Origin of the sequence: Lacimicrobium alkaliphilum, assembly GCF_002591895.1 — a bacterium.
Classification (GTDB): Bacteria; Pseudomonadota; Gammaproteobacteria; order Enterobacterales; family Alteromonadaceae; genus Lacimicrobium; species Lacimicrobium alkaliphilum.
In genome coordinates, this window is record NZ_NISX01000001.1 from 190671 (window position 1) to 213584 (window position 22914).

The 22914-nt window shown below is 48.7% G+C and carries 23 protein-coding genes and 1 tRNA gene; 10 read left to right on the forward strand and 14 right to left on the reverse strand.

All coding sequences use genetic code 11. From position 1 onward, the window contains the following. Positions 1 to 27: 27 nt before the first annotated feature. Positions 28 to 546 carry a PTS sugar transporter subunit IIA gene (locus CDA54_RS00870; protein WP_099033106.1) on the reverse strand — a complete coding sequence of 173 codons (519 nt, stop codon included), beginning with the start codon at positions 544 to 546 and terminating at the stop codon, positions 28 to 30. Between the two features lie 257 nt (positions 547 to 803). Between CDA54_RS00870 and CDA54_RS00875 the strand changes: the two genes are divergently transcribed. From CDA54_RS00875 to CDA54_RS00895, 5 genes are all read left to right on the forward strand, one after another. Then, positions 804 to 1868, forward strand: a complete 1065-nt coding sequence (locus CDA54_RS00875; RefSeq protein WP_099033107.1) for a hypothetical protein — start codon at positions 804 to 806, stop codon at positions 1866 to 1868. 353 nt (positions 1869 to 2221) lie between these two features. Further along, positions 2222 to 2641, forward strand: a complete 420-nt coding sequence (locus tag CDA54_RS00880) for a hypothetical protein (RefSeq protein ID WP_099033108.1) — start codon at positions 2222 to 2224, stop codon at positions 2639 to 2641. A gap of 86 nt (positions 2642 to 2727) precedes the next feature. Next, a complete protein-coding gene (locus CDA54_RS00885; RefSeq protein WP_099033109.1) occupies positions 2728 to 3531 on the forward strand; it encodes a GIY-YIG nuclease family protein in 804 nt (267 codons plus the stop codon). Between the two features lie 140 nt (positions 3532 to 3671). Beyond that, a complete protein-coding gene (locus CDA54_RS00890) occupies positions 3672 to 3869 on the forward strand; it encodes a type II toxin-antitoxin system HicA family toxin (RefSeq protein ID WP_099033110.1) in 198 nt (65 codons plus the stop codon). Further along, entirely contained in the window at positions 3866 to 4093 is a 228-nt protein-coding gene (locus tag CDA54_RS00895; RefSeq protein ID WP_099033111.1) for a hypothetical protein, read from the forward strand. Before CDA54_RS00890 ends, CDA54_RS00895 begins: the two co-directional genes overlap by 4 nt. A 94-nt stretch (positions 4094 to 4187) precedes the next feature. On the opposite strand, the gene CDA54_RS00900 is transcribed toward CDA54_RS00895, so the two are convergent. Next, positions 4188 to 4264, reverse strand: a tRNA-Val gene (locus CDA54_RS00900). 396 nt (positions 4265 to 4660) lie between these two features. Then, positions 4661 to 4903, reverse strand: coding sequence for a tellurium resistance protein TerC (locus CDA54_RS00905; protein ID WP_180237076.1), 243 nt, complete (start codon positions 4901 to 4903; stop codon positions 4661 to 4663). Between the two features lie 184 nt (positions 4904 to 5087). On the opposite strand from CDA54_RS00905, the gene ydiJ reads away from it, so the two are divergent. Further along, positions 5088 to 8114 (forward strand): D-2-hydroxyglutarate dehydrogenase YdiJ, encoded by a 3027-nt coding sequence (gene ydiJ, locus CDA54_RS00910; RefSeq protein WP_099033332.1) that lies wholly within the window; start codon positions 5088 to 5090, stop codon positions 8112 to 8114. 5 nt (positions 8115 to 8119) lie between these two features. Next, entirely contained in the window at positions 8120 to 8539 is a 420-nt protein-coding gene (locus tag CDA54_RS00915; RefSeq protein ID WP_099033112.1) for a DUF4826 family protein, read from the forward strand. Between the two features lie 65 nt (positions 8540 to 8604). On the opposite strand, the gene CDA54_RS00920 is transcribed toward CDA54_RS00915, so the two are convergent. The 6 genes from CDA54_RS00920 to CDA54_RS00945 all read right to left on the reverse strand — a co-directional run bounded on the left by CDA54_RS00920 (position 8605) and on the right by CDA54_RS00945 (position 14262). Then, positions 8605 to 9063 carry a GNAT family N-acetyltransferase gene (locus CDA54_RS00920; protein WP_099033113.1) on the reverse strand — a complete coding sequence of 153 codons (459 nt, stop codon included), beginning with the start codon at positions 9061 to 9063 and terminating at the stop codon, positions 8605 to 8607. Between the two features lie 73 nt (positions 9064 to 9136). Further along, on the reverse strand, positions 9137 to 10408 hold the full coding sequence (locus CDA54_RS00925; protein ID WP_099033114.1) for an adenylate/guanylate cyclase domain-containing protein: 1272 nt from the start codon (positions 10406 to 10408) through the stop codon (positions 9137 to 9139). Positions 10409 to 10478: 70 nt separating this feature from the next. Next, the gene (purB, locus tag CDA54_RS00930) at positions 10479 to 11852 is read right to left on the reverse strand and encodes an adenylosuccinate lyase (RefSeq protein WP_099033115.1); all 1374 of its coding nucleotides are present in this window, start codon (positions 11850 to 11852) and stop codon (positions 10479 to 10481) included. A gap of 3 nt (positions 11853 to 11855) precedes the next feature. Continuing rightward, positions 11856 to 12494 (reverse strand): high frequency lysogenization protein HflD, encoded by a 639-nt coding sequence (gene hflD, locus CDA54_RS00935; RefSeq protein ID WP_099033116.1) that lies wholly within the window; start codon positions 12492 to 12494, stop codon positions 11856 to 11858. Positions 12495 to 12506: 12 nt separating this feature from the next. Beyond that, complete coding sequence (gene mnmA / locus CDA54_RS00940; RefSeq protein ID WP_099033117.1) at positions 12507 to 13625, reverse strand: tRNA 2-thiouridine(34) synthase MnmA; 1119 nt, start codon at positions 13623 to 13625, stop codon at positions 12507 to 12509. Between the two features lie 97 nt (positions 13626 to 13722). Continuing rightward, a complete protein-coding gene (locus CDA54_RS00945; RefSeq protein WP_229748050.1) occupies positions 13723 to 14262 on the reverse strand; it encodes a pseudouridine synthase in 540 nt (179 codons plus the stop codon). A 264-nt stretch (positions 14263 to 14526) separates the two neighbouring features. Between CDA54_RS00945 and CDA54_RS00950 the strand changes: the two genes are divergently transcribed. Next, on the forward strand, positions 14527 to 16767 hold the full coding sequence (locus tag CDA54_RS00950; protein WP_099033119.1) for an NADP-dependent isocitrate dehydrogenase: 2241 nt from the start codon (positions 14527 to 14529) through the stop codon (positions 16765 to 16767). A 136-nt stretch (positions 16768 to 16903) separates the two neighbouring features. On the opposite strand, the gene cspD is transcribed toward CDA54_RS00950, so the two are convergent. Further along, positions 16904 to 17122: a cold shock domain-containing protein CspD gene (gene cspD / locus CDA54_RS00955; protein WP_088328783.1), complete on the reverse strand. Its 219-nt coding sequence runs from the start codon at positions 17120 to 17122 to the stop codon at positions 16904 to 16906. 202 nt (positions 17123 to 17324) lie between these two features. On the opposite strand from cspD, the gene clpS reads away from it, so the two are divergent. Then, the gene (gene clpS, locus CDA54_RS00960) at positions 17325 to 17642 is read left to right on the forward strand and encodes an ATP-dependent Clp protease adapter ClpS (RefSeq protein ID WP_099033333.1); all 318 of its coding nucleotides are present in this window, start codon (positions 17325 to 17327) and stop codon (positions 17640 to 17642) included. 31 nt (positions 17643 to 17673) lie between these two features. Then, positions 17674 to 19938: an ATP-dependent Clp protease ATP-binding subunit ClpA gene (gene clpA, locus CDA54_RS00965; protein WP_099033120.1), complete on the forward strand. Its 2265-nt coding sequence runs from the start codon at positions 17674 to 17676 to the stop codon at positions 19936 to 19938. Between the two features lie 74 nt (positions 19939 to 20012). On the opposite strand, the gene infA is transcribed toward clpA, so the two are convergent. From infA to trxB, 4 genes are all read right to left on the reverse strand, one after another. Next, positions 20013 to 20231, reverse strand: a complete 219-nt coding sequence (infA, locus tag CDA54_RS00970; protein WP_062479992.1) for a translation initiation factor IF-1 — start codon at positions 20229 to 20231, stop codon at positions 20013 to 20015. A 251-nt stretch (positions 20232 to 20482) separates the two neighbouring features. Further along, positions 20483 to 21160 carry an arginyltransferase gene (locus CDA54_RS00975; RefSeq protein WP_099033121.1) on the reverse strand — a complete coding sequence of 226 codons (678 nt, stop codon included), beginning with the start codon at positions 21158 to 21160 and terminating at the stop codon, positions 20483 to 20485. Beyond that, complete coding sequence (gene aat / locus CDA54_RS00980) at positions 21157 to 21873, reverse strand: leucyl/phenylalanyl-tRNA--protein transferase (protein ID WP_099033122.1); 717 nt, start codon at positions 21871 to 21873, stop codon at positions 21157 to 21159. The genes CDA54_RS00975 and aat overlap by 4 nt, the downstream gene beginning before the upstream one ends. A gap of 39 nt (positions 21874 to 21912) precedes the next feature. Continuing rightward, on the reverse strand, positions 21913 to 22866 hold the full coding sequence (gene trxB, locus CDA54_RS00985; protein WP_099033123.1) for a thioredoxin-disulfide reductase: 954 nt from the start codon (positions 22864 to 22866) through the stop codon (positions 21913 to 21915). Positions 22867 to 22914 lie beyond the last annotated feature (48 nt).

Consider the following 22914-nt stretch of genomic DNA (forward strand, 5'->3'; position numbering starts at 1 on the left):
TATGCACAGGCGGATAATCCAAATCACTTAGCTTAAAAATAATGTCATACAGGGCTCCTCACCGGCCATCAGACTATGGTAATGGCCCTGAATATGTTTCAGGCGTGGTAATACCGGCACCAGCACCAGGCATAAAGGAGAGGTGCAACCAAGACGGAGCTTGCGCAGATCAAACTCCATCAACAGTTGCCCCTGGGTAATCTTATCCCCGGCTTTGATGGGGGATTTAAAACCTTCAGACATCATCTTATGGCTGTTGAGCCCAATCTGAATTAACAGCTCCAGGCCCTGACGGCTCTTAAGGCGTATTTGTTCTTTAGTGGAACTGACAGACACCACCGTACCGGAAAATGGCGCCAGCACAGTATGACCCGTGGGCGAGATAGCCACGCCGGCACCGAGCAGCCCGCTTGTTACCAGTGCAGAGGGCACCTGTGCCATGGGCTCAACCTTACCGCTTACAGGTGCCGGTACAGGCAAGGTAACCCTGCAGTCTTCGGCGTGCTGGGCAGAAATGGACAAGGAAAAAGGCGGTGGCAGTGTCATAAGTTTTCTGTTTATAAAGGTTGGCCCCAGTATAACCGCAGCTGTGAATAGTTTTCTACATATCCACACTATCTGTGGATAACCTTGTTAAGTACTCTTTATAAGTGCTCTAAGTGCATGTTTAAAATCAAAAATAACCCGGTGTACGGTTTTTCCCCAACAGCTGAAAAGTGATCAGAGTTTGTGTGCATATTCGCCAAACTTGCCGCTGGTTTTTTGTATAATCCAGCCGGTAACTAAGTCGTGCAGGAGAATAAATGGCTGATCTGGAGTTATATGCAGGGCCCGATGCGTTAAAAGCAATTCGCGAGCAGGGATTAAAACAACAGCTGTTTGACTACGCTTTGGGGGCATCGGGCGGCCCCAAATGGTTTGTGCTGGCCGGGCTTGACCGGGTGGTGTTTTCTGAGTTTTTCAGCAATCGTGAGACGCCATTACAGGCCATAGGCTCCTCTGCCGGAGCCTTTCGTTTTGCCTGTTTTGCCCAGCAGAACCCGCTCGCGGCCATTAACCGGCTGGTAGAACGTTATTCACAGACGGTGTACTCCGATAAACCCGATGCCAGGGAAATTACCGACAAGGGCAGGGAACTGCTTAATGTTGTGCTGGGCGATAATGGGATTCATGAAATACTGCACAACCCGGCTATTCAGGCCCATTTTATTGTGGCCCGCTGCCGCGGCGCCACTGCGCTGGAGTCTAAACCATTGCAGCTTGGCGGCTTACTCGCCAGTGCCGGTGCCAACCTGATAAAACGTAAACATCTGGCCCGCTTTTATCAGCGCTATATTTTTTCGGCGCCTGATGCGCAGCTCAGTATTACTGACCCACACGGCATGCCCAGTTATAGCGTAGCGCTGTCAGAGGCGAACCTTAAGGCCGCACTGCTGGCCTCAGGGTCGATTCCTGTGGTGCTCGAAGGGGTAAAAAATATCCCCGGTGCACCGCCAGGCATGTACCGTGACGGCGGCATTATTGACTACCATTTTGATCTGCAGTTTGGCCCCAAACCCGGGCTGGTGTTTTATCCCCATTTTTATAAAAAGCCGGTGCCCGGCTGGTTTGATAAAAACCTTAAATCCCGCATGCCCGGCGCGAAAAGCTATGCCAACACCCTGATGCTGGTGCCCTCGGATAAATTTGTAGCCTCACTGCCTTACGGAAAAATCCCCGACAGAAAAGACTTTGAAACCATGCAACCTGAGCAGCGCATCCCATACTGGCAAAAGGTGATCAGCGAATCTGACCGCCTTGGCGAGGCGTTTATGGAGCTGACACAAGACCCTGATGTGGCCGATAAGATAAAGCCTTTGGCTTTTTAATAGGCAGGAAAATTGCTAGGCGAGGATATTGTTGCCTCTGTAGGCCAGAGAATGTCTGACTGACAGATTGAGGAAATCGGAACCGACTATTTAGTGCCCGCGATTTCCGGACAGGTACCGTCTAAACACAGTGATGGCTCCACCTCCGCCAAACAGCAAAATAACAAACCTTTTCCGCAATTGTGCAACTTTACCCAGCCAAGGTGCCATCGCCATAACCCGCAACGCCGCAGTCAGGGCAGGCCAGCAGCGAACTGGTATCCATCAGACATACATGCTAAAAAAGCACTAACAGGAATGAGTCCCGCGCTTAAGAACGGAGTCTTTCTTAACATGAATGCGTTAGCATCTAAATGAAGATCGAGATTTTAAAAAGTGACTGGATAGGAATTGGCCTTGGAGCACTCATTGGCCTTTATCAAGGTATCGTAGTTTTTGATAGCGAGATAGGTCGAGGCTTGGATAATGCAGAAATATGGCCAGTGATTCTATTTGGTTTATTCGGGCCTCCAATTTTGGCTCTTCTAAATAAATATTTGCCGCTACCAATGCCGGGATTCTATAAGGCAATTGGAAAGTACGTTAATACCATTTTCTTAATGGTGGCATTCGGCATATGCACAGGAATATCCGGTTTTACTTACTATTGGGTAGTTGGCGGCCCTGATAGTGTTTTATTTTTATTATCGTTTTTCAGTTCAGCGGGGGGTGGGTTCTTCTTGGCGTATCTAATTTATCCTGAGCTTGCATTTAGGCCTGAGTCAAATGCCTAACAAACACATCAAAAATCGCTCCACTTCGTTACGCTGGACGCACCTGACGGCGCGCCTTTTATGGGTAAGAACAGCCGAAAGGTGCTATGACTAACTACTACGTCTACGTGTACATTGACCCACGGAATTTCGAGGAGTTTTACTTTGGAAAAGGTAAAGGTTCCAGGAAACACTCTCATCTGAATGACGATTCAGATAGTGAAAAATCCAGACGGATAGAGGCAATCAAAAAAGAAGGTTTGGAGCCAATTATCAGGGTGATCGCTCGCAATCTATCCGAGCACGATGCACTACTGGTTGAGAAGACGCTACTCTGGAAGCTGGGAAAGCAGTTGACGAATATTTCCTCGGGCCACTACGCAGACAATTTTCGTCCTCACGATTCCTTACACAAGTATCTTTCGGGGTTCGATTTTCATAATGGGCTGTACTACTACAACGTTGGGGAGGGTCCTCATCGCAACTGGGACGATTATGTTGCTCATGGATTTATCTCCGCAGGCCAAGCACCAAGATTCCGGGATGCCATGTTAGGTTTGCAAACAGGGGATTTTGTCGCGGCGTATCTCAAAGGCCGTGGTTTTGTTGGGGTTGGTCAAATCACTCAGGGTGCGAGGCCAGTTCGCGACGTTTTGATTGATAACATCCCGCTTCTACAGAAAGAATTGGTTTGCCCAAATATTGCTGAAAATTCGAACAATCTTGACAAGTCGGAGTATGTGGCTCTTGTAGATTGGATCAGGACTTTCCCCCGGAATGCGGCAAAGTGGAAATCAAAGGGTGGATTGTTCACGTCACAGCTAGTTCGAGCCTCGCTGGATGGGCAGCCAGAAACTGTAAAGTATTTAGAGCAGGAGTTTGCCGTTGATTTTGCAGAACTTTTGGCATGACAAGTCGCAACAGATCGCTCCGCGGCCGATGCCACCTTACGCCCTTTTCATTACCGCTTTGCCTCGATTCCAAGGGCACCGCTGGAAATCAAAGGGAAATCAAAGGGTCGTAACACTTGATTTATTAAGGAGGCAAGGTAATGCCACCAAAAGTCCGAGAGTTAATCTCTAAGCTTAAGGAAAATGGATTTGAAGACAGGGGTGGTAAAGGAAGTCATCGAAACTTTACTCATCCGAATGTTGTCAGACCCATTACCATTTCAGGTAACCCGGGTGATGATGCTAAGATTTACCAGGTAAAGGCTGTCAGAAAAGCCATTGAGGAGTCACAGCAATGAAAGACAGTGCAAGATATATAAAAATTGTAGAGTGGTCTGAAAAAGACCAGTGCTATGTGGGATCTTGTCCTGGGCTGTTTATGGCAGGTTGTCATGGTGCTGACGAAGAATCAGTATTCCATGAACTGTGTCAGATTGTCGAAGAAACCATATCCCTCTATAAAGCCGATGGTAAAGCCTTACCTCCGGCCACTTCCGGAAAAGATTTTGCTAACGTAGCATGAAGCCCCTGAAACAAAGGTCACAGTGACCAACTCTCAGGCATCTGTTTATCTGAATAGAAAATGCTTTGCGGGTATTGTCGAAAAATCAGGGGAGTGGTGCGTCCGAGTAGACTCGAACTACCGACCTCTGCCATGTCAAGGCAGCGCTCTAACCAACTGAGCTACGGACGCACAATAGAAACTCGTTTTCGGTGATTACCGGAAACGGCGCGTATAATAGCCACGGGGCTTATCCGGTGCAAGTGCTTTTTCGTCTTGGCGGCTTAACTGCTGTATTTCTGCGCAGTGTCCTGTCGTTGTTGAGAGTTTAGTTTTAGAAGATGGTGTTGCAGTAATTGAATACCCTCCACAGCAGGGAAGCTGTAGCGGAGCGTCCAGGGGTGACCTGAAACCGAAGCGCAGCTTCGCAGTTCAGAGAACGACATGTCATGGATGACATGGCTGGGCTCTTAGCGGAGCAGGACAGCGTAGCGTAAGAGGATTTACCGCGTGTTTCAATTGCTGTGACATCATCTTTCATGCACTTGTCAGTTGCCGCAAATCTTACAGCAGTATATGAGGAACCACCTAGCGGCTGAGTTTTCGTTTAAGCAGGTAACGGTCCAGTTTTCGGGCGCTGTTTTGCATGGCTTTCTGGCAACGCCCCAATGCTTTGCGCATTTTTGGAAATTCCATACTCAGTAATACCAGGCCGCTGAGTAAAAATAAGATGGAACCGGGCAGGATGGCAAAAACAACGCCCACCAGAGTAAACAGCGCGCCAATGGCTATACGCAGTGGTCTTGCCACATGGTGCAGTGTTCTTAACATTATCAATCTCCCGAACCTGTGTCAGGTTCAACCCTAACCAAAGCCTGATCAATATGCACCCTCATAACTGTTACAACTGATGTCAAAATAGACTAAAAAGCACCGCAGAACCCAGTACTGAAATCATGCGTAATCAACTCCTTATGATATAATGCCGCCCACTTTGAATAACATAAAGTTGCCGATGTTACCCCAAGTCGACGCCCTGTCATCTGTTGAAAAAAACTATCTGGACTATCTGAAGGCGCTGCCAGCGGCAGGCTTTAGTGGTGATATTGAAACCAGTTATGCCAGCCGGCTGGCCGTGGCAACGGATAACTCGGTGTATCAGAAACTACCACAGGCGGTGGTATTTCCCCGCAGTGTTGAGGATCTGCAGTGTATTGGCCAGTTGGCTGAGTTGCATGGGGATGTGCGCTTTTCGGCCCGTGGTGGCGGTACCGGTACCAATGGTCAGTCTCTGACCTCCGGAATTGTGGTGGATCTGTCGCGGTATATGAACCGCATTCTGGATTTCAATGCCGAACAGGGCTGGGTAAAAGTTGAGGCCGGGGTGGTCAAAGACCAGCTCAATGACTTTCTGCGCCCGCACGGGTTCTTTTTTGCACCGGATCTTTCCACCAGTAACCGCGCCACCATTGGCGGTATGATCAATACCGATGCCTCAGGGCAGGGCTCACTGGTGTACGGTAAAACCAGTGATCATGTACTCTCCCTCCGATCTGTGCTGGCTGATGGCAGCCTGCTGGACACTCACCCCATACCCATTGAACAGGCCAGAGAACAGGCTAGTCAGAACACGCCTGTTGGCAAGGTGGTTAAACAGGTACTCCAAAGCTGTGAGCAAAAGCGTGAGCAGATCCTGGCTAAATTTCCGCGCCTGAACCGTTTTCTGACCGGCTACGATCTTGAGCATGTGTTTGATGAGTCGATGCAGCACTTTGACCTCAGCCGCGTTATCACAGGCTCTGAGGGTTCGCTGGCTTTTGTGGCAGAGGCAAAACTCAATGTAACGCCTATTGCGAGGTACAAGACTCTGGTAAACGTAAAATACGACTCTTTTGAATCGGCCCTGCGCCACGCACCAGAAATGGTAGCCGCACAAGCGACTTCTGTGGAAACCGTCGACAGCAAAGTACTTAATCTGGCCAGAGAGGACATTATCTGGCATTCGGTCAGCGAACTGATCGAGGATGTGCCGAATAAGACGCTGCTGGGCCTGAATATGGTGGAGTACAACAGCGAAGATGCTGATGATATGGACGCCAAGGTGGAAAACCTCTGTGCCCGTCTGGATCATTGTATTGAAGACGGCGAGGCCGGGGTGATTGGCTATCAGCTGACCCATGACGTCTCCCAGATTAATAAAATCTATGCCATGCGCAAAAAAGCCGTGGGCCTGTTGGGTAAAACCAAAGGTGAACAAAAGCCGGTGGCCTTTGCCGAGGATACAGCGGTGCCACCGGAGAAGCTGGCCGATTTTATTATGGAGTTCCGCGCACTACTGGATAGTAAAGGCCTTAATTACGGCATGTTCGGCCATGTGGATGCCGGCGTGTTGCATGTGCGCCCGGCACTGGATCTCTGCGATCCACAGCAGGAAAAACTGATGCAGGAAATTTCCGATCAGGTGGTGGCCCTGGTGGCCAAATATGGCGGCCTGATGTGGGGTGAGCACGGCAAGGGCTATCGCAGTGAATACGGCCCGGCGTTTTTTGGTGAGGAATTATTTACTGAGCTTCGGCACATTAAAGACGCCTTTGATCCCTTAAATAAAATGAACCCGGGTAAAATCTGCACGCCTTTTGGCTCTGAAGAATCACTGGTCAGAGTGGGGGATACCAAACGTGGCAGCTATGACAGACAGATCCCGGTTGCAGTACGCGAGGCGTTTGAACCGGCCATGAGTTGTAACGGTAATGGCCTGTGTTTTAATTACGACACTACCTCACCCATGTGCCCGTCGAGTAAAATCACCCGCGACCGGCGCCATAGCCCCAAAGGCCGGGCCGGTCTGATGCGCGAATGGCTGCGGTTGCTGTCGAATCAGGGCAGCGATATCAATCAGCTGGAGCAATCGCAGGTAACGCCATCGTTATGGAAACGTCTGCGAAACAGTGGTGATAAGTCGCAAAATGACGACTTCTCTCATCAGGTGATGGAAGCCATGGACGGCTGTCTGGCCTGTAAAGCCTGCGCCAGTCAGTGCCCGGTGAATGTGGATGTGCCGGGATTTCGTGCCCGCTTTTTAAGTCTGTATTACAGTCGTTATGCCAGACCCATGAAAGATTATCTGGTAGCTAATATTGAAAAAATGGCGCCGCTGCTGGCGAAAATGCCCGCGCTGGTAAATGGCATTATGGGCCTTAAACCGGTCAAAGGGTTGCTTAAAAACCGTATCGGCTATGTAGATGCGCCGGTGTTATCTACGCCAGTGCTGACCCGGCGTATTCCTGCCGCCACAAAATTTGATCTGTCAGCCCTGCAGCGTTTAAGTGAGGATGAGCGTCAGCAATATGTGCTGATTGTGCAGGATCCTTTTACCAGCTTTTATGAAGCCGAAGTGGTGGCCGACTTGGTGAAGCTGGCTGAGAAACTGGGGCTGAAACCTGCAGTCTTGCCCTTTAAACCCAACGGTAAACCTCAGCATGTTAAGGGATTTTTAAAGGAGTTTGCATCCACTGCGAGAAATTCTGCGGATTTCCTCAATCAGGTAAATCAGCTAGGTATTCCTCTGGTGGGCATCGATCCTTCCATGGTGCTCTGTTACCGGGATGAATACAGCAAGGTTTTTGGCAAAGAGCGGGGCGATTTTCAGGTATTGCTGGTGCATGAATGGTTACAGCGTCTTGAGCTTCCCAAAGTGAAACAAAAGGCAGAGACTGACTACGCACTGTTTGCCCATTGCACAGAGAAAACGGCGCTACCCGGTGCAGAGAAACAGTGGCAACAACTGTTTGCCAATGCAGGAATAAAGCTGACTCCGGTGTCGGTGGGTTGTTGTGGCATGGCCGGTACTTATGGTCATGAAACAGCACACTTCGAGCATTCTGTGGGTATTTTTAATCTGAGCTGGCAGCAGGCGATAAATGAATATCAGCCGCACCAGGTGCTGGCTACAGGCTATTCATGCCGTAGCCAAACCGCTAGAATAGAGGGCTTTAAACCTAAGCATCCGCTACAGGCCTTGCTGGCAGTAATTGAGGAATAATAATAATGACACAACAACAACAGCCAATGAGCGAACAGGACGTTTCCGCGTGGGTTAAACAACAGTTGCAGAAGTGCACTAAGTTTCTGGCGGAAAAAGGCATCATCGTCGCCAGTGTAAAAATGGAAGACAGCCGTTATCTGGTGCCCTGGGTTACCGCCTGGAAAGTGCAGAGCACTGATGGTAAATATTACTGGGCGGTAGCCGGAGATCTGCCTACTGATGTGTTGCCGCTGTCAGCGGCCAAAGACGCCAGAGCCGCATTGCGCCATCTGGCTCTGGGCTGGCAGATGAAATCAGAAAATATCCGTCACGCATCGGCCGATGATAAGACTCAGCAGGAGTTTGCCGATTTGCTGGACAATAAATCACAGCTTTTGTACCAGATGACAGAGCAGGATCAGGTCTGGGCGAAAAGTCAGTAGTCTCTGAACACAAAAAAGGGGCCAGTCTGGCCCCTGTGGTAATAATAAAAAACATGAAAATCCGTTCAGTGGGTTAATTCCACCTTCGGCAAACTGAATGCTTCGATATTGCAAACCATTCTCTGGCGGGGAATACCTGCATCCATATAAACGGCACCGACCGGATGAAACCCTCTTTTTTGATAATCATTCACGCCTTCCAGCTCACACTGTATGCTGACACTTTCTAGTCCCTGTGCTCTGGCTATCGACAGCAATGCAGAAAATAACTTCTGATACACTTGCGGCTTGCGACAACCATTGATAACGGCTATCCGACCAATCTCTCCGGCAGGAGTGATGCGCCCTGTGGCGATTTCTTCCCCCTGCTCATCGCAGATCAGCACGTGGCAGGCATTGTGATCCTGCTGGTCAAACTCCACGTCCTTGGGGATGCGCCATTCACAGACAAACACTTTTTCTCTGAGTTTAGTGAGCTCTTTTCTGGCACTCATCCAGTCGACATTTTTGGTAGTTAAAGACATCGAACTGGCCTCCGGTATTCACACGGCGCTTAATTGCCCCGATCTTTGAGTGTAAGATCTGATTAAAAAATAATCAAATGGCCAGCTGCCGCTGGCCGGCTCTTATACTGTGGGTGTCGGGTTCTGCCTTCCGATCCAGCCAGTAAGTATGGTATTTACCCATACCCTTAATCAGAATTTTGCCCCTGTGACTGAAGTCAAAGTGATGCCGTACCAGCCTGTAGGTGTATTCGGAGACCTGAATGCGATTGCTGACGCCCTGGCTTTCCATTCGTGATGCCAGATTGACGCTGTCACCCCACAGGTCATAGCTGAACTTGTTGGTGCCTATTACCCCAGCCACCACTTCACCGGTATTGATACCGATGCGCAGGCCATTGGAAATGTTGTACAGGCCGCTGACTCTGTCAAAACACTCCAGAATATCCAGTGCACAGCGGCAGGTGCGCAGTGCATGGTCGGGTCTGTAATCAGGAACGCCGCAAACGGCCATATACTCATCGCCATTGGTTTTAATTTTTTCCAGACCGTGGGTTTTCAGCAAGGTATCGAATTCGCCGTACAATTCACTCAAAAAAGCGACCAGCTGTTCCGGTGAGCGGCTGTTAGTAATATCGGTAAAATGACTGATATCGGCAAACAGTATGGTGGCGCTGCTGTGGTAATCAGCCAGGGTTTTGGGGCTGCTCTTGAGGCGTTCAGCAATGGATTCGGGCAGAATATTTAAAAGCAGCTTGTGTGAACGGCTTTGTTCCTTGTAAAGCTTACTCCAGCTGCTGATATGGTCACGGCGGATAAAATAGGCGCAGAGCAGGGAGGCCAGGGCAAAGCTGATATGAGTGACCTGTCTCACCGCCTGTTGATACTCTCCCTGATAGGTGATGCCAAGATAATTAATCTCCTCATAGGCCAGCACCACAAACAACAGCACAAAGATGCTGACACTAAGCCAGATAAGACGGTTTTCATCGGCCTTATACAGAAAAGGGCTGATCACACAGCCCTGAATCAGAAACAAATGGGTGGCGCTGTAGTGGCCGAGATACAGGCTGGATAGGATAATAAAGCTGGCAAAACAGAGGATAAGAATACGCCGGGCGAGTGCGGGTTTGCCCAGATGGCTTGCCAGGGGCACCAGCGGGCAGATAAGACAGTGAATGAGCAGTAATATCGACTGCAGATCACCGCCTTGTGACCAGTACATCAGATGCAGGGGCAAATGCATCAGTAAAACGATCAACACCAGCAGTGCCAACAGGTTGGTCAGTCTGGCCGGGCTCACATCCTGCCGCCAGTTTTTATCAATGCCGGCCCAAATCCACGCTCTGAGTAAATGAATAGTCATGCCAGGTCCTTCTGCCAATAAAAAAGCCCGGTTAAACCGGGCTTGTAAGTATAGTTCAGGCTGACCAGAGCTAGCTAAATAATTTATCTACCAGCGCCTCGGCTTTACCCACATACCCGGCCGGTGTCAGTGCTTTAAGTTCGGCTTTTGCGGCTTGCGGTAATTCCAGCGTCTCAATAAATTCCGCCAGCTTTTGCTGATTGATGCGTTTACCACGGGTCAGCTCTTTGAGTTTTTCATAGGGTTTTTCAATGCCGTAGCGGCGCATTACTGTCTGTACTGGCTCGGCCAGCAATTCCCAGTTGGCGTCCAGCTCGGCGGCTAAACTGGCCTCGTTGACTTCGAGCTTGCTGATCCCTTTCAGACTGGCCTGATAGGCAATCAGCGAGTAGCCCACGGCAACGCCAAGATTACGCAGTACGGTGGAGTCGGTCAGATCCCGTTGCCAGCGCGAGATGGGTAATTTGGCTGACAGATGATCAAAAATGGCATTGGCCAGCCCAAGGTTCCCTTCTGAGTTTTCAAAATCAATGGGGTTAACCTTATGCGGCATGGTGGATGAACCAATTTCACCGGCCACGGTTTTTTGCTTAAAGTGCCCCAAAGCGATATAGGCCCAGATATCACGGTCAAAATCCATAAGGATGGTATTGAAGCGGGCGATGGCATCAAACATCTCGGCGATATAATCATGGGGTTCAATTTGCGTGGTATAGGCATTCCACTGAACTCCCAGGCTGGTCACAAACTGCTCTGAGATGTGTTCCCAATCAAGCTGCGGGTAAGCTGACAAATGGGCATTGTAGTTACCTACGGCACCATTGAGTTTACCTAATAATTCAACCTGAGCTAACTGATCACGCTGGCGCTTCAGTCTGACCATCACGTTGGCCATTTCTTTACCCATGGTGGTCGGGGAGGCGGGCTGACCGTGGGTGCGGGCCATCATGGCAATGGATTTATACTCTTTGGCCATGCGCCCAAGCTCGCCGATGAGCTTGTCAAAGTAAGGCAGAATCACCTCATCACGGGCTGTTTTGAGCATCAGTGCGTGAGAGAGGTTATTGATATCTTCTGAGGTACAGGCGAAGTGAATAAACTCGGTAACATTATTCAGCTCGGTACTGCCTGCCACTTTTTCTTTGAGGAAGTATTCTACGGCTTTGACGTCGTGATTGGTGGTGCGCTCAATGTCCTTGATCCGCTGTGCATCCGCCTCAGAAAAGTCCTCAACTATCTTATCCAGCAATGTATTTGCTTCAGCACTGAATGCCGGCACTTCAGGAATGCCCTCAATCCCGGCCAGTTTTTGCAGCCAGCGCACTTCAACCTGAACCCGGAATTTGATCAGTCCGAATTCGCTGAAGATAGATCGAAGTTCAAGGGTTTTGCTGCCATAGCGTCCGTCGACCGGTGACACAGCTGTTAGTGATGAGAGTTCCATGGGTTAGGCTCCTGAAGCGTTAAGTCGTTGAAGTGCCTGTTCGGCACAGCTAAGTATGCTTTTACGGGAAAATAATATCTGTCTGCGTTTGCCACCCAACTGACGCCACAACACGGCGGCACGAACACCGGCCAGCAAGCAGGCTCTCACCCGGTGCTGAATACTGTTCTGTTTGAGTAAGTCAGGTTCACCCGCTACCTGGATTTTCGGGCCAATGGGGCTGATCACATCTGAGTATATTCTGGCCAGATTGGCCAGCGACGGTTCATCCATCAGGTCATACAGACTTTGCTGACGTTTGATATGGGAGATGCGCTCACCCAGTTCATTCAGGCTTTTGCGGTTGCGGCTTAACTTGCGCTCTAACCCCAGAATGCTGGCAATATAGCGGGTAATTTCGGCATCCTTGGCGGCCGGTTTATTACTCAGCTGGGCCTCCAGAGTCGTGAAACCCAGAACCAGACCCGGTAGCTCACCAAATACATCTTCAATCTGTTCAGGATCGGTAATCAGCAGGCTGTTAATGCTGGCTTTAAAGGCTTGCTCATCTGCTTTACCCTGTCGGGCAAATTGTTTTACCAGGCTGGCTGCCTGACAGACCCCGGCCAGAGCCAGTGCTTTATCGAATTCAGTATTATTCATTATGTCGTCAAATTAGCGGATGGTATTTTCGATGATGCCGCCACCGAGGCAGATGTCATCCTGATAAAATACGGCAGACTGGCCTGGTGTGACCGCCTTTTGTGGTTGGTCAAAATGAACCTCAAGCTGGTCGTCTTCCGTTGGCGTCCCTTTTTTTATCGGCGTAACAGTGCAGGGGATATCCTGCTGCCGATAACGTGTTTTCACGGTGCAGCGCATAGCCTGGCCCGGCCCCTTGCCGTCTGTCCACTCAAGCTGCTTGGCCATAAGACCTTTTGAATACAGCCTTGGGTGATCATCACCCTGACCGACGATCAGTACATTACGCTCAACATCTTTGTCCACCACATACCAGGGCTGATCGCCATGATCTTTAAGACCACCAATGTGCAAGCCCTTGCGCTGTCCTAGTGTGTGATACATCAGGCCTTCATGCTCACCGATGACTTCACCTTCGGCGGTTTCAATCAGCCCGGGCTGAGCGGGCAGGTAGCGGCTGAGAAAGTCTTTAAATTTACGCTCACCGATAAAACAGATGCCAGTGCTGTCTTTCTTGTCGTGGGTGATCAGATCCTGCTCTGCGGCGATTTCCCGTACCCGTGGTTTTTCCAGATCACCAACGGGAAACAGTGTTTGCGCCAGTTGCTGTTCTTTCAAGGTATACAGGAAATAGCTTTGATCTTTATTGTCGTCCAGACCACGTCTTAACTGCCAGTGACCCTGTTGCTGGATGCGACGCACATAGTGGCCTGTGGCGATATAATCGGCGCCGAGATCTTCCGTGGCGAACTCCAGAAAGGCCTTAAATTTAATTTCCTTGTTGCACATAATATCCGGATTCGGGGTGCGACCGGCTTTATACTCGGCAAGAAAATACTCAAATACATGATCCCAGTATTCCGCAGCAAAATTAATGCTGCGTAAGGGGATATCAAGTTTGTCGGCGACCGCCTGGGCGTCCTTCAGATCTTCGGCTGCGGCGCAGTATTCGTCATTGTCGTCTTCTTCCCAGTTTTTCATAAACAGGCCTTCCACCTTATATCCCTGCTGTTTGAGCAGGTAAGCGGAAACCGAGGAATCTACACCTCCGGACATGCCGACAATGACTTTAATCTGACTGTTATCTGACATAGAAAACGGATTCACCATACAGGCCGAATTAAAAGAGCGCGAATTCTAGCAGAATTGACTGCGCCGCGCATCTGTAATGAGGGTGTTGTGGTGGTGTTCAGAGTTGCAGGTATTCTCCGCTGGCGATGCCATCCAGGGTCCAGTTGCCAATCCGGTAACGCACCAGTCGCAAAGTCGGGAAACCGATGTGGGCAGTCATTCGTCTGACCTGACGATTTCGCCCTTCGATAATGCTGATACTGAGCCAGGTGGTGGGAATCGACTTTCTGAATCTGACCGGCGGATTTCTGGGCCACAATTCGGGCTCTGGTATAACATTTACTCTGGCGGGTAATGTAAAACCATCTTTTAACTCAATACCGTCGCGAAGTTTTTTCAGATCGGCCTCCTGTGGTTCGCCTTCTACCTGAACCCAGTAAGTTTTGCTGGTTTTATTTTTAGGGTCTGCGAGTTTGTGCTGAAGTTTTCCGTCATTGGTAAGCACCAACAGCCCTTCGCTGTCTTTATCAAGTCTTCCGGCCGCATAGACGCCGGGGATCTTGATGAAATCTTTCAGGGTAGGCCGGTGTTCCTGATCCGTAAACTGGGTCAGAACACCAAAAGGTTTGTTGAATAACAATACCTGCTTTTTATTCATGGGGGCTCCCGGGTTGTACCAAAGTCTATATCTGATATTCCAAGCAGGGTTGGTATTCATTAAAATGACCATATATGATCAGCCAACACAAATCCTTACGCAAGGGTAACCTTGTAAGATAACCATTGTAGTATTTCGTATTTTGTTGTGGCTTCGCAAAAATATCGAGCTTCAATATAACTCAGGGAAGGCATAACATCAGCCGTTATGCTGGCCCGGAAACACATAGCAGCCTGAGACGGGCTGCCTTAACCGAGGTATACCATGACGACATCCAAGTCTAAGATTATCTACACCAAGACGGACGAAGCCCCTGCGCTGGCAACCTATTCCTTGCTTCCCATTATCCGTTCATTTGCAGCCCCAGCCGGCATTGACGTAGAAACCAGCGATATTTCACTGGCCGCCCGCATTCTGGCTCTTTTTCCTGACTACCTGAAGGAAGAGCAAAAAGTGCCAGACGCGCTGTCTATCTTAGGTGAGCTGACTCAGGAAGCAGAAACCAATATTATTAAACTGCCGAATATCAGTGCCTCGATTCCTCAGCTAAATGCAGCAATTAAGGAATTAAGGAATAAAGGCTTGATGGTTCCTCCTTATCCGGCAGAACCTAAAGATGACAACGAAAAAGAAATTAAAGAACGATACTCTAAAGTCTTAGGTAGTGCTGTAAATCCGGTATTACGGGAAGGTAACTCGGATCGTCGTGCTCCCACTGCGGTAAAAAATTATGCCAAAAAACACCCTCACTCTATGGGAGAGTGGAGCCAGGCATCCCGCTCACACGTGGCACATATGCGCGGAGGTGACTTTTACTCAGGCGAAAAATCCCTGACGGTTAGCAAGGCGGGACATGTTCGTATTGAGTTTACTGATAATAATGGACAGAAGAGCGTATTAAAACCTCGTGTAGACCTCCTGGAAGGAGAGGTCATTGACGGCATGTTTATGAGTAAGAAAGCGCTATGTCGCTTTTTTGAAGAACAAATTGAAGATGCCAAAGAAACCGGTGTACTGTTTTCGCTGCATGTAAAAGCCACCATGATGAAGGTGTCTCACCCCATTGTTTTCGGGCATTGCGTTAAAGTGTTCTACAAAGAACTGTTTGATAAATATGCAGATCTGTTCGATGAATTAGGTGTGAATCCTAATGATGGATTGGGCAGTGTGTATGACAAAATTGAAAGTCTGCCGGAGTCTCAGCGTTCAGAGATCCAAAAGGATATCAACGCGGTTTATGCTAACCGCCCGCCGATTGCCATGGTTAATTCGGATAAAGGGATATCCAACCTGCACGTGCCCAGCGATGTGATCGTGGATGCGTCCATGCCGGCAATGATTCGCAGCTCAGGTAAGATGTGGGGTCCGGATGGTAAACTGCACGACACCAAAGCGGTGATCCCTGAAAGTACTTACGCCACGATTTATCAGGAAGTGATCAATTTCTGTAAGACCCACGGTGCTTTTGATCCGACGACCATGGGTACAGTGCCGAATGTAGGGCTGATGGCACAAAAAGCCGAAGAGTATGGCTCTCATGACAAAACCTTCGAAGTGAAAGGTGATGGCGTGGTAAGAATTATCGATCAGGACGATAATGTGCTGATGGAACACAATGTCGAAGAGGGCGATATCTGGCGGATGTGTCAGGCCAAAGATGCGCCGATCCGTGACTGGGTCAAACTGGCTGTCACTCGTGCTCGTCACTCCGGTATGCCGGCAATTTTCTGGCTGGATGACGAGCGGGCACATGACGCTCAGTTGATTGAGAAGGTCAACGCTTATCTGAAAGATCATGACACCAAGGGGCTGGATATTCAGATCATGTCACCGGTCAGAGCCATTCGCTATACCATGGAGCGTTGTATCCGCGGTCTGGATACGATTTCTGTTACCGGGAATGTATTGCGTGATTACCTGACCGATCTGTTCCCGATTCTGGAACTGGGTACCAGTGCCAAAATGCTGTCTATCGTGCCATTAATGGCTGGTGGTGGGTTGTTCGAGACCGGAGCCGGTGGCTCCGCGCCCAAGCATGTGCAGCAATTTGTTGAAGAAGGGCATTTGCGCTGGGACTCACTGGGTGAGTTTCTGGCACTGGCCGTTTCGTTTGAAGATCTGGCTATCAAACAGGGCAATGGCAAAGCTAAAGTGCTGGCAACGGCACTGGATAAAGCCACTGAGACCTTGCTGAATGAAGGCAAATCGCCTCTGCGTAAAGCCGGTGAACTTGATAATCGCGGTGAGCACTTCTATCTGGCCATGTTCTGGGCAGATGAAGTGGTTAAACAAACAGAAGATGCGGAAATGGCAGCGTTGTTCAAACCGCTGGCTGACAAGCTCAGGGAGAATGAACAGCAGATTCTTACTGAGATTGATGCCACTCAGGGCAAACCTGCGGATATCGGCGGATACTACTACCCCGACGAAGACAAAACCCGTAAGGCCATGTTCCCCAGTGAAACCTTCAACAGCATTCTCGCCGAGCTTAAAAAGCAGGCGTAATGGTGAATTGTCCGGGCAGGTATCAGCCAGCCCGGAATAAAACACACAAGAAAAAAGCAGATAGTCCTATATCTGCTTTTTTATTATCTGAAGATAATTTAATTTTTGTAACCCATGGCCACAAGGTGACGGGTTATTATCGTTCCGGTTCGTCAGAGAGCTCTATATTCTCTGCATGAAGCCCTTTAGGACCCTGCTGAACTTCAAATTTAACTTCCTGGCCTGCTTTCAGGGAACGATAACCGTCCATCTGGATTGTCGAATAATGTGCAAAAACGTCTTCGCCACCATCTTCAGGGACGATAAATCCAAACCCTTTTGCGTTATTGAACCATTTGACCTTACCAACTGTCATACTTCTGCTTCCTCTTAATCCCTTGAACTGTCCTGATTTAGCCCCCACAATGAGTGTATGGGACTAAAAACACCCAACAATTTTCGGGTGCAGTCAAAAATGTAGATTTTTTAACCTGTTTATGTCAAGGCTAATTTCTATATTTCATTAAAAAATCACAGATCCACTGATGGATTTGGCAAACAACGGCTATTATTTCTGTATGGGTAAAGACAGCAGCATCATCAGTCATGATAAGCAGCTAGAGGCAGTAAAGAAAAAGCTACAGCCTCCACCAATGTATAAGGTGTTGCTCAATAACGATGATTACACGCCAATGGACTTTGTCGTTGAAGTGTTGATGCGTTTTTTCAATATGAGTGCCGAAAAGGCAAACCAGTTAATGTTAACAGTGCATTATGATGGAAAAGCAATCTGTGGTGTTTTTACTGCTGAAGTTGCCGAAACCAAAGTTATGCAGGTTAATCAGTTCTCCAGAAAGCACCAGCATCCGCTGATGTGTTTTATGGAGCAGGCGTAGACGCGCATCGTCAGTAGTAAGAGGGTCGGGTATGTTAAATAAAGACTTGGAGCAGACATTAAATCAGGCATTTGTGTTTGCCAGAGAGCATCGTCATGAGTTTATGACGGTAGAACATCTGCTGCTTGCGCTGCTGGATAATATATCCGCTCGTGATGCACTCAGGGCGTGTGGGGCGAATATTGACTCGCTGAAGTCTGAGTTAACAGACTTTGTAAAAGATACCACGCCTTTAATCCTTGATGGTCCTGAATCTGACAGAGAAACCCAACCCACATTGGGCTTTCAGCGGGTACTCCAGCGGGCAGTTTTTCATGTCCAGTCATCCGGTAAGGATGAAGTATCCGGCGCCAATGTTCTGGTGGCTATTTTTAGTGAACAGGAGTCGCAGGCCGTATATATCCTCAAAAAGGCTGATGTGACCCGCCTTGATGTGGTCAACTATATTTCACATGGCGTCACCAAGTCTGAAGACGAGAATGCCCCCCAAACAGATCGGGAAGAGGATGTTCAGGAGGCAGAGGAAGGTAGCACTACACTGGAAAAGTATGCCAGTAATCTTAATCTGATGGTAAAAGAAGGCAAAGTTGACCCGCTTATTGGCCGCAATCTGGAACTCGAGCGAACCATCCAGATTCTGTGTCGCCGTCGTAAAAATAATCCGCTATTGGTAGGTGAGGCCGGCGTGGGTAAGACGGCTATTGCTGAAGGGCTGGCTTACCGGATCGTTAATGAGGAAGTCCCGGAAGTCATTTCTCAGGCAACCGTTTACTCACTGGATCTGGGCGGGTTGCTGGCTGGTACCAAATATCGTGGAGATTTTGAGAAACGTCTGAAGTCTATACTCCGGGATTTGGAGAAAGACGAGCATGCCATTCTGTTTATTGATGAAATTCACACGATTATTGGTGCAGGTGCGGCATCCGGCGGGGTGATGGATGCCTCGAACCTGCTTAAGCCCAAGCTCTCCAGTGGTGAGTTGCGCTGTATAGGCTCTACGACCTATCAGGAGTACCAGGGCATTTTTGAAAAGGACCGCGCGCTGGCCCGTCGCTTCCAGAAAATTGATGTGAATGAGCCAAGTGTAGAGGATACCACCAAGATTTTAATGGGGCTGAAATCCCGTTACGAAGCGCATCATGGTGTACGTTTTACTCAAAAAGCCGTCAAGGCTGCGGCAGAGCTCTCTGCTAAATACATCAATGAACGCCATTTGCCGGATAAGGCTATCGATGTGATGGACGAAGCCGGTGCCAGTCAGCGATTGCTGCCGGTGTCAAAACGCAAGAAAACAATCGGTGTCAACGAGATTGAGCACATCATTGCCAAGATGGCTCGGATTCCGGAAAAGTCGGTATCGGCTTCCGACAAGGAAGTACTTAAGAGTCTGGACAGAGATCTTAAAATGGTGGTATTTGGCCAGGACAATGCAATCAGCACTCTGACTGATGCCATTCGCTTGTCCCGTTCTGGACTTGGTAATGAAACCAAGCCCATCGGTAGTTTCCTTTTTGCTGGCCCAACCGGAGTCGGTAAGACTGAAGTAACCCAACAACTAGCAAAAATTATGGGCGTAGAACTACAGCGTTTCGACATGTCTGAGTATATGGAGCGTCATGCGGTCAGTCGTCTGATTGGTGCGCCTCCCGGCTATGTAGGCTTTGATCAGGGTGGCTTGCTCACAGACGCTGTAATTAAACATCCTTATTCAGTGGTGCTGCTGGATGAAATCGAAAAAGCGCACAGTGATATTTATAATATTTTGCTGCAGGTGATGGACCACGGCACCCTGACGGATAACAATGGCCGCAAAGTTGATTTCCGCAATGTTGTACTGGTGATGACCACCAATGCTGGTGTACAGGAGACGGTCCGTAAATCCATCGGATTTAAGCAGCAGGATCATAGCTATGACGCCATGGATGAAATAAACCGGGTATTTAGTCCTGAGTTCAGAAACCGGCTGGATGGTATCATCTGGTTTAATCACCTTGAATCAGAAGTGATCCTTCAAGTGGTGGATAAGTTCATTGTTGAGCTTCAGGTACAGCTTGACGCTAAAGGTGTATCGCTGGAAGTCTCTACTGCGGCCAGGGCGTGGTTGGCGGAACAAGGTTATGACAAGACAATGGGTGCACGGCCAATGGCTCGTCTCATTCAGGAGAAAATCAAAAAAGAGCTGGCCAATCAGTTACTGTTTGGAGAGCTATTATCCGGCGGAAACGTGAGGATAGATTTGCTGAATGACAAGTTGCATTTCGACTACGCCACTGACGATAGTGAGGTGGAGGCCTAGTGCTGCTTGATATCAGCTCCTGAAACGAAAAAAGCCCAACTTATGGTTGGGCTTTTTTTATTTCTGACTGAAGACTAACGGGCGCGATAAACAATACGGCCCTTGGTGAGGTCATAAGGTGTCAGTTCTACCGTGACTTTATCACCGGTGAGAATTCGGATGTAGTTCTTACGCATCTTACCGGAGATGTGTGCGGTAACCACATGACCATTTTCCAACTCAACACGAAACATAGTATTTGGAAGGGTATCCAAAACCGTGCCTTCCATTTCAATACAGTCTTCTTTCGCCATCTAAAAATATTACCTTTTTTTAATTCAGAGTCATCTGCAACAGGTTATCCTGCCTGCCAGAACGTTATTTATATACTTCTGCCTCAGAGATAAATCCGGATCGCTGCCGGTCTGAACGCTTTCCTTGTGAAGTAGTTCGCTGAGTTACCTATAACGCGGAATCAGCTTTATATAAAAATGCCGCGCAGATTTTGCCCAATATCGGCGCCAGTGTAAAGCTAAAGCCCGCTTTTTTATTCATAATCAGAGAATTACTGCCATTTATTATCAATAAAGCGCTGATGAGGACCAAACCGGGCTTTATAATTCATTTTACTACAGTCATCAATTTGATATCCCAGATAAAGATAGCGCTTGCACTGTTGCCGGGTCAGTTCGATTTGTTTAAGTATAGCCAGCGTCCCTAATGAGCGTTTCTCCAGTTCCGGCTCAAAGAATGTATAAAAGGCAGACAGACCATCATCGATGCTGTCGGTTATAGCAACGCCGATCAGCTGTTGATTGAGCCTGATCTCCATAAATTGTGTTTCTGCCCATAGGCTGGAAATAAAATGGCGATACTGTTCCGGGCTCGGCGGATACATACTACCGTTGGCATGCCTGGTGTTTATATAACGCTCATATAATGCGTAGTACTGTTCTTTATCCTGAGTACTCAGAGAAAAATCTAGATCTTTATTCCTGTTTATAACTTTCCGCTGGTTCCGGGTTGGTCTGAAATGCTCCACGTCAATACGCAGTGACTGGCACGCATTGCAGGCCGGGCAATAGGGCCGGTAAATACTATCGGCACTGCGCCGGAAACCATTCTGTAGGAGTTTTGCGTAAACCTCATTGCTGACAGGTTCGTCATTCAGATGCAGCAGAACCTGTTCCTGCTGTTCAGGCAGATAACTGCAGGGGAAAGCCTCGGTCAGCCCAAACCTCATGGTTGAAGTGCATCTGATACGGTTGTTGACTGCCAGCATTGCGGTTCAACACTTTGGGCACAGGCTTGTGTCAGGCGCTGTAAAAAAGTCGGCCGGGGCAGGGTGCTGCAGCCCAGGCTGTTCAGATGAGGGTTGGGTAACTGGCAATCGATAAAATCGAAACGGTGCTTCTTCAACCACAAAACCAAATAGTAGAACGCGAGTTTAGAGGTATTATTTTTAAGGTGAAACATGGATTCTCCACAAAACACCCTGCCAATACTCACACCATATAATCCGCCTACTAGTTTATCCTTTTCCCAGACTTCCACAGAGTGACTGTAACCCTGTTTATGAAGCCTGATATAGGCAGCTATCATGGCGTCGGTGATCCAGGTTCCCTGATCTGTTCGCGGAATTTTGGCGCAACTGTGGATTACAGCTTCAAAGGCATGATTGAGGGTCACCCGATAGCGACCTGAACGAGCCAGCTTACTCAGACTTTTATGACAGACAAAATTATCCAGCTCCAGTATTCCGCGGACAGCCGGCGACCACCACAGTAAGGGTTCGCCCTCGCTGAACCAGGGAAAAATGCCATTACTGTAAGCCAGGCACAAACGATCTACTGACAAATCTCCGCCAAAGGCAAGCAGTCCGTCAGGATCCACCAAAGCGTGTTGAGGAGAGGGGAATTCGAGGCGATGATCTAACTTAGGTAATGTGAGATTCATAGCAGGAAGAAACAGGCCCTCAGTGGGCCTGTTACCGGATTATTCCAGACCATCAAGATACTTTTCTGCATCCAGAGCCGCCATGCAGCCAGTTCCTGCTGAGGTGATTGCCTGTCTGTAAACATGGTCACACACATCACCGGAAGCAAATACTCCTTCAACACTGGTGGCTGTGGCGCCGCCGTCCAGACCACTTTTAATCTTTATATAGCCGTCTTTCATCGACAGCTGGCCTTCAAACATGTCGGTGTTAGGTTTATGACCTATGGCAATAAACACACCGGTGACATCCAGCTCTTCTGTATTATCGTTCTGAGTATCGCGAATGCGTATCTTGTTAACACCCATATCATCACCCAGTACTTCATCCAGAGTTTTATTCAGATGCAGTACGACATTACCGTTTTTCGCTTTCTCCATCAGTCGATCGGAAAGAATTTTTTCACTGCGAAAGAATTCACGACGGTGAATCACATGCACCTCTGAGGCGATATTAGACAGGTACAGTGCCTCTTCGACGGCAGTATTACCACCACCGACAACGGCGACTTTCTGATTGCGATAGAAAAAGCCATCGCAGGTCGCGCAGGCGGATACACCTTTGCCCATAAATGCCTGTTCGCTCTCGAGGCCGAGATATTTAGCCGATGCGCCTGTAGAAATGATCAGCGCGTCACAGGTATAAGAGCCGCTGTCACCTTTGAGTGTGAAGGGGCGTTTGGTAAAGTCTACTTCATTGATGTGATCAAAGAGAATTTCCGTATCGAAACGCTCGGCGTGTTTTTGCATTCTGACCATCAGATCAGGGCCTTGAAGGCCTTCAGCATCACCCGGCCAATTCTCGACATCCGTAGTGGTGGTTAACTGTCCACCCTGTTGCATACCCGTGATCAATACAGGGTTAAGGTTTGCCCGCGCCGCGTAAACAGCAGCCGTGTAGCCAGCGGGGCCAGAGCCCAATATCATCAGGCGGCTATGTCTTGATTCAGCCATAATTACTCCAACTTGTTTAAGGTTTTATCTATTTGATCTTGTACCGCA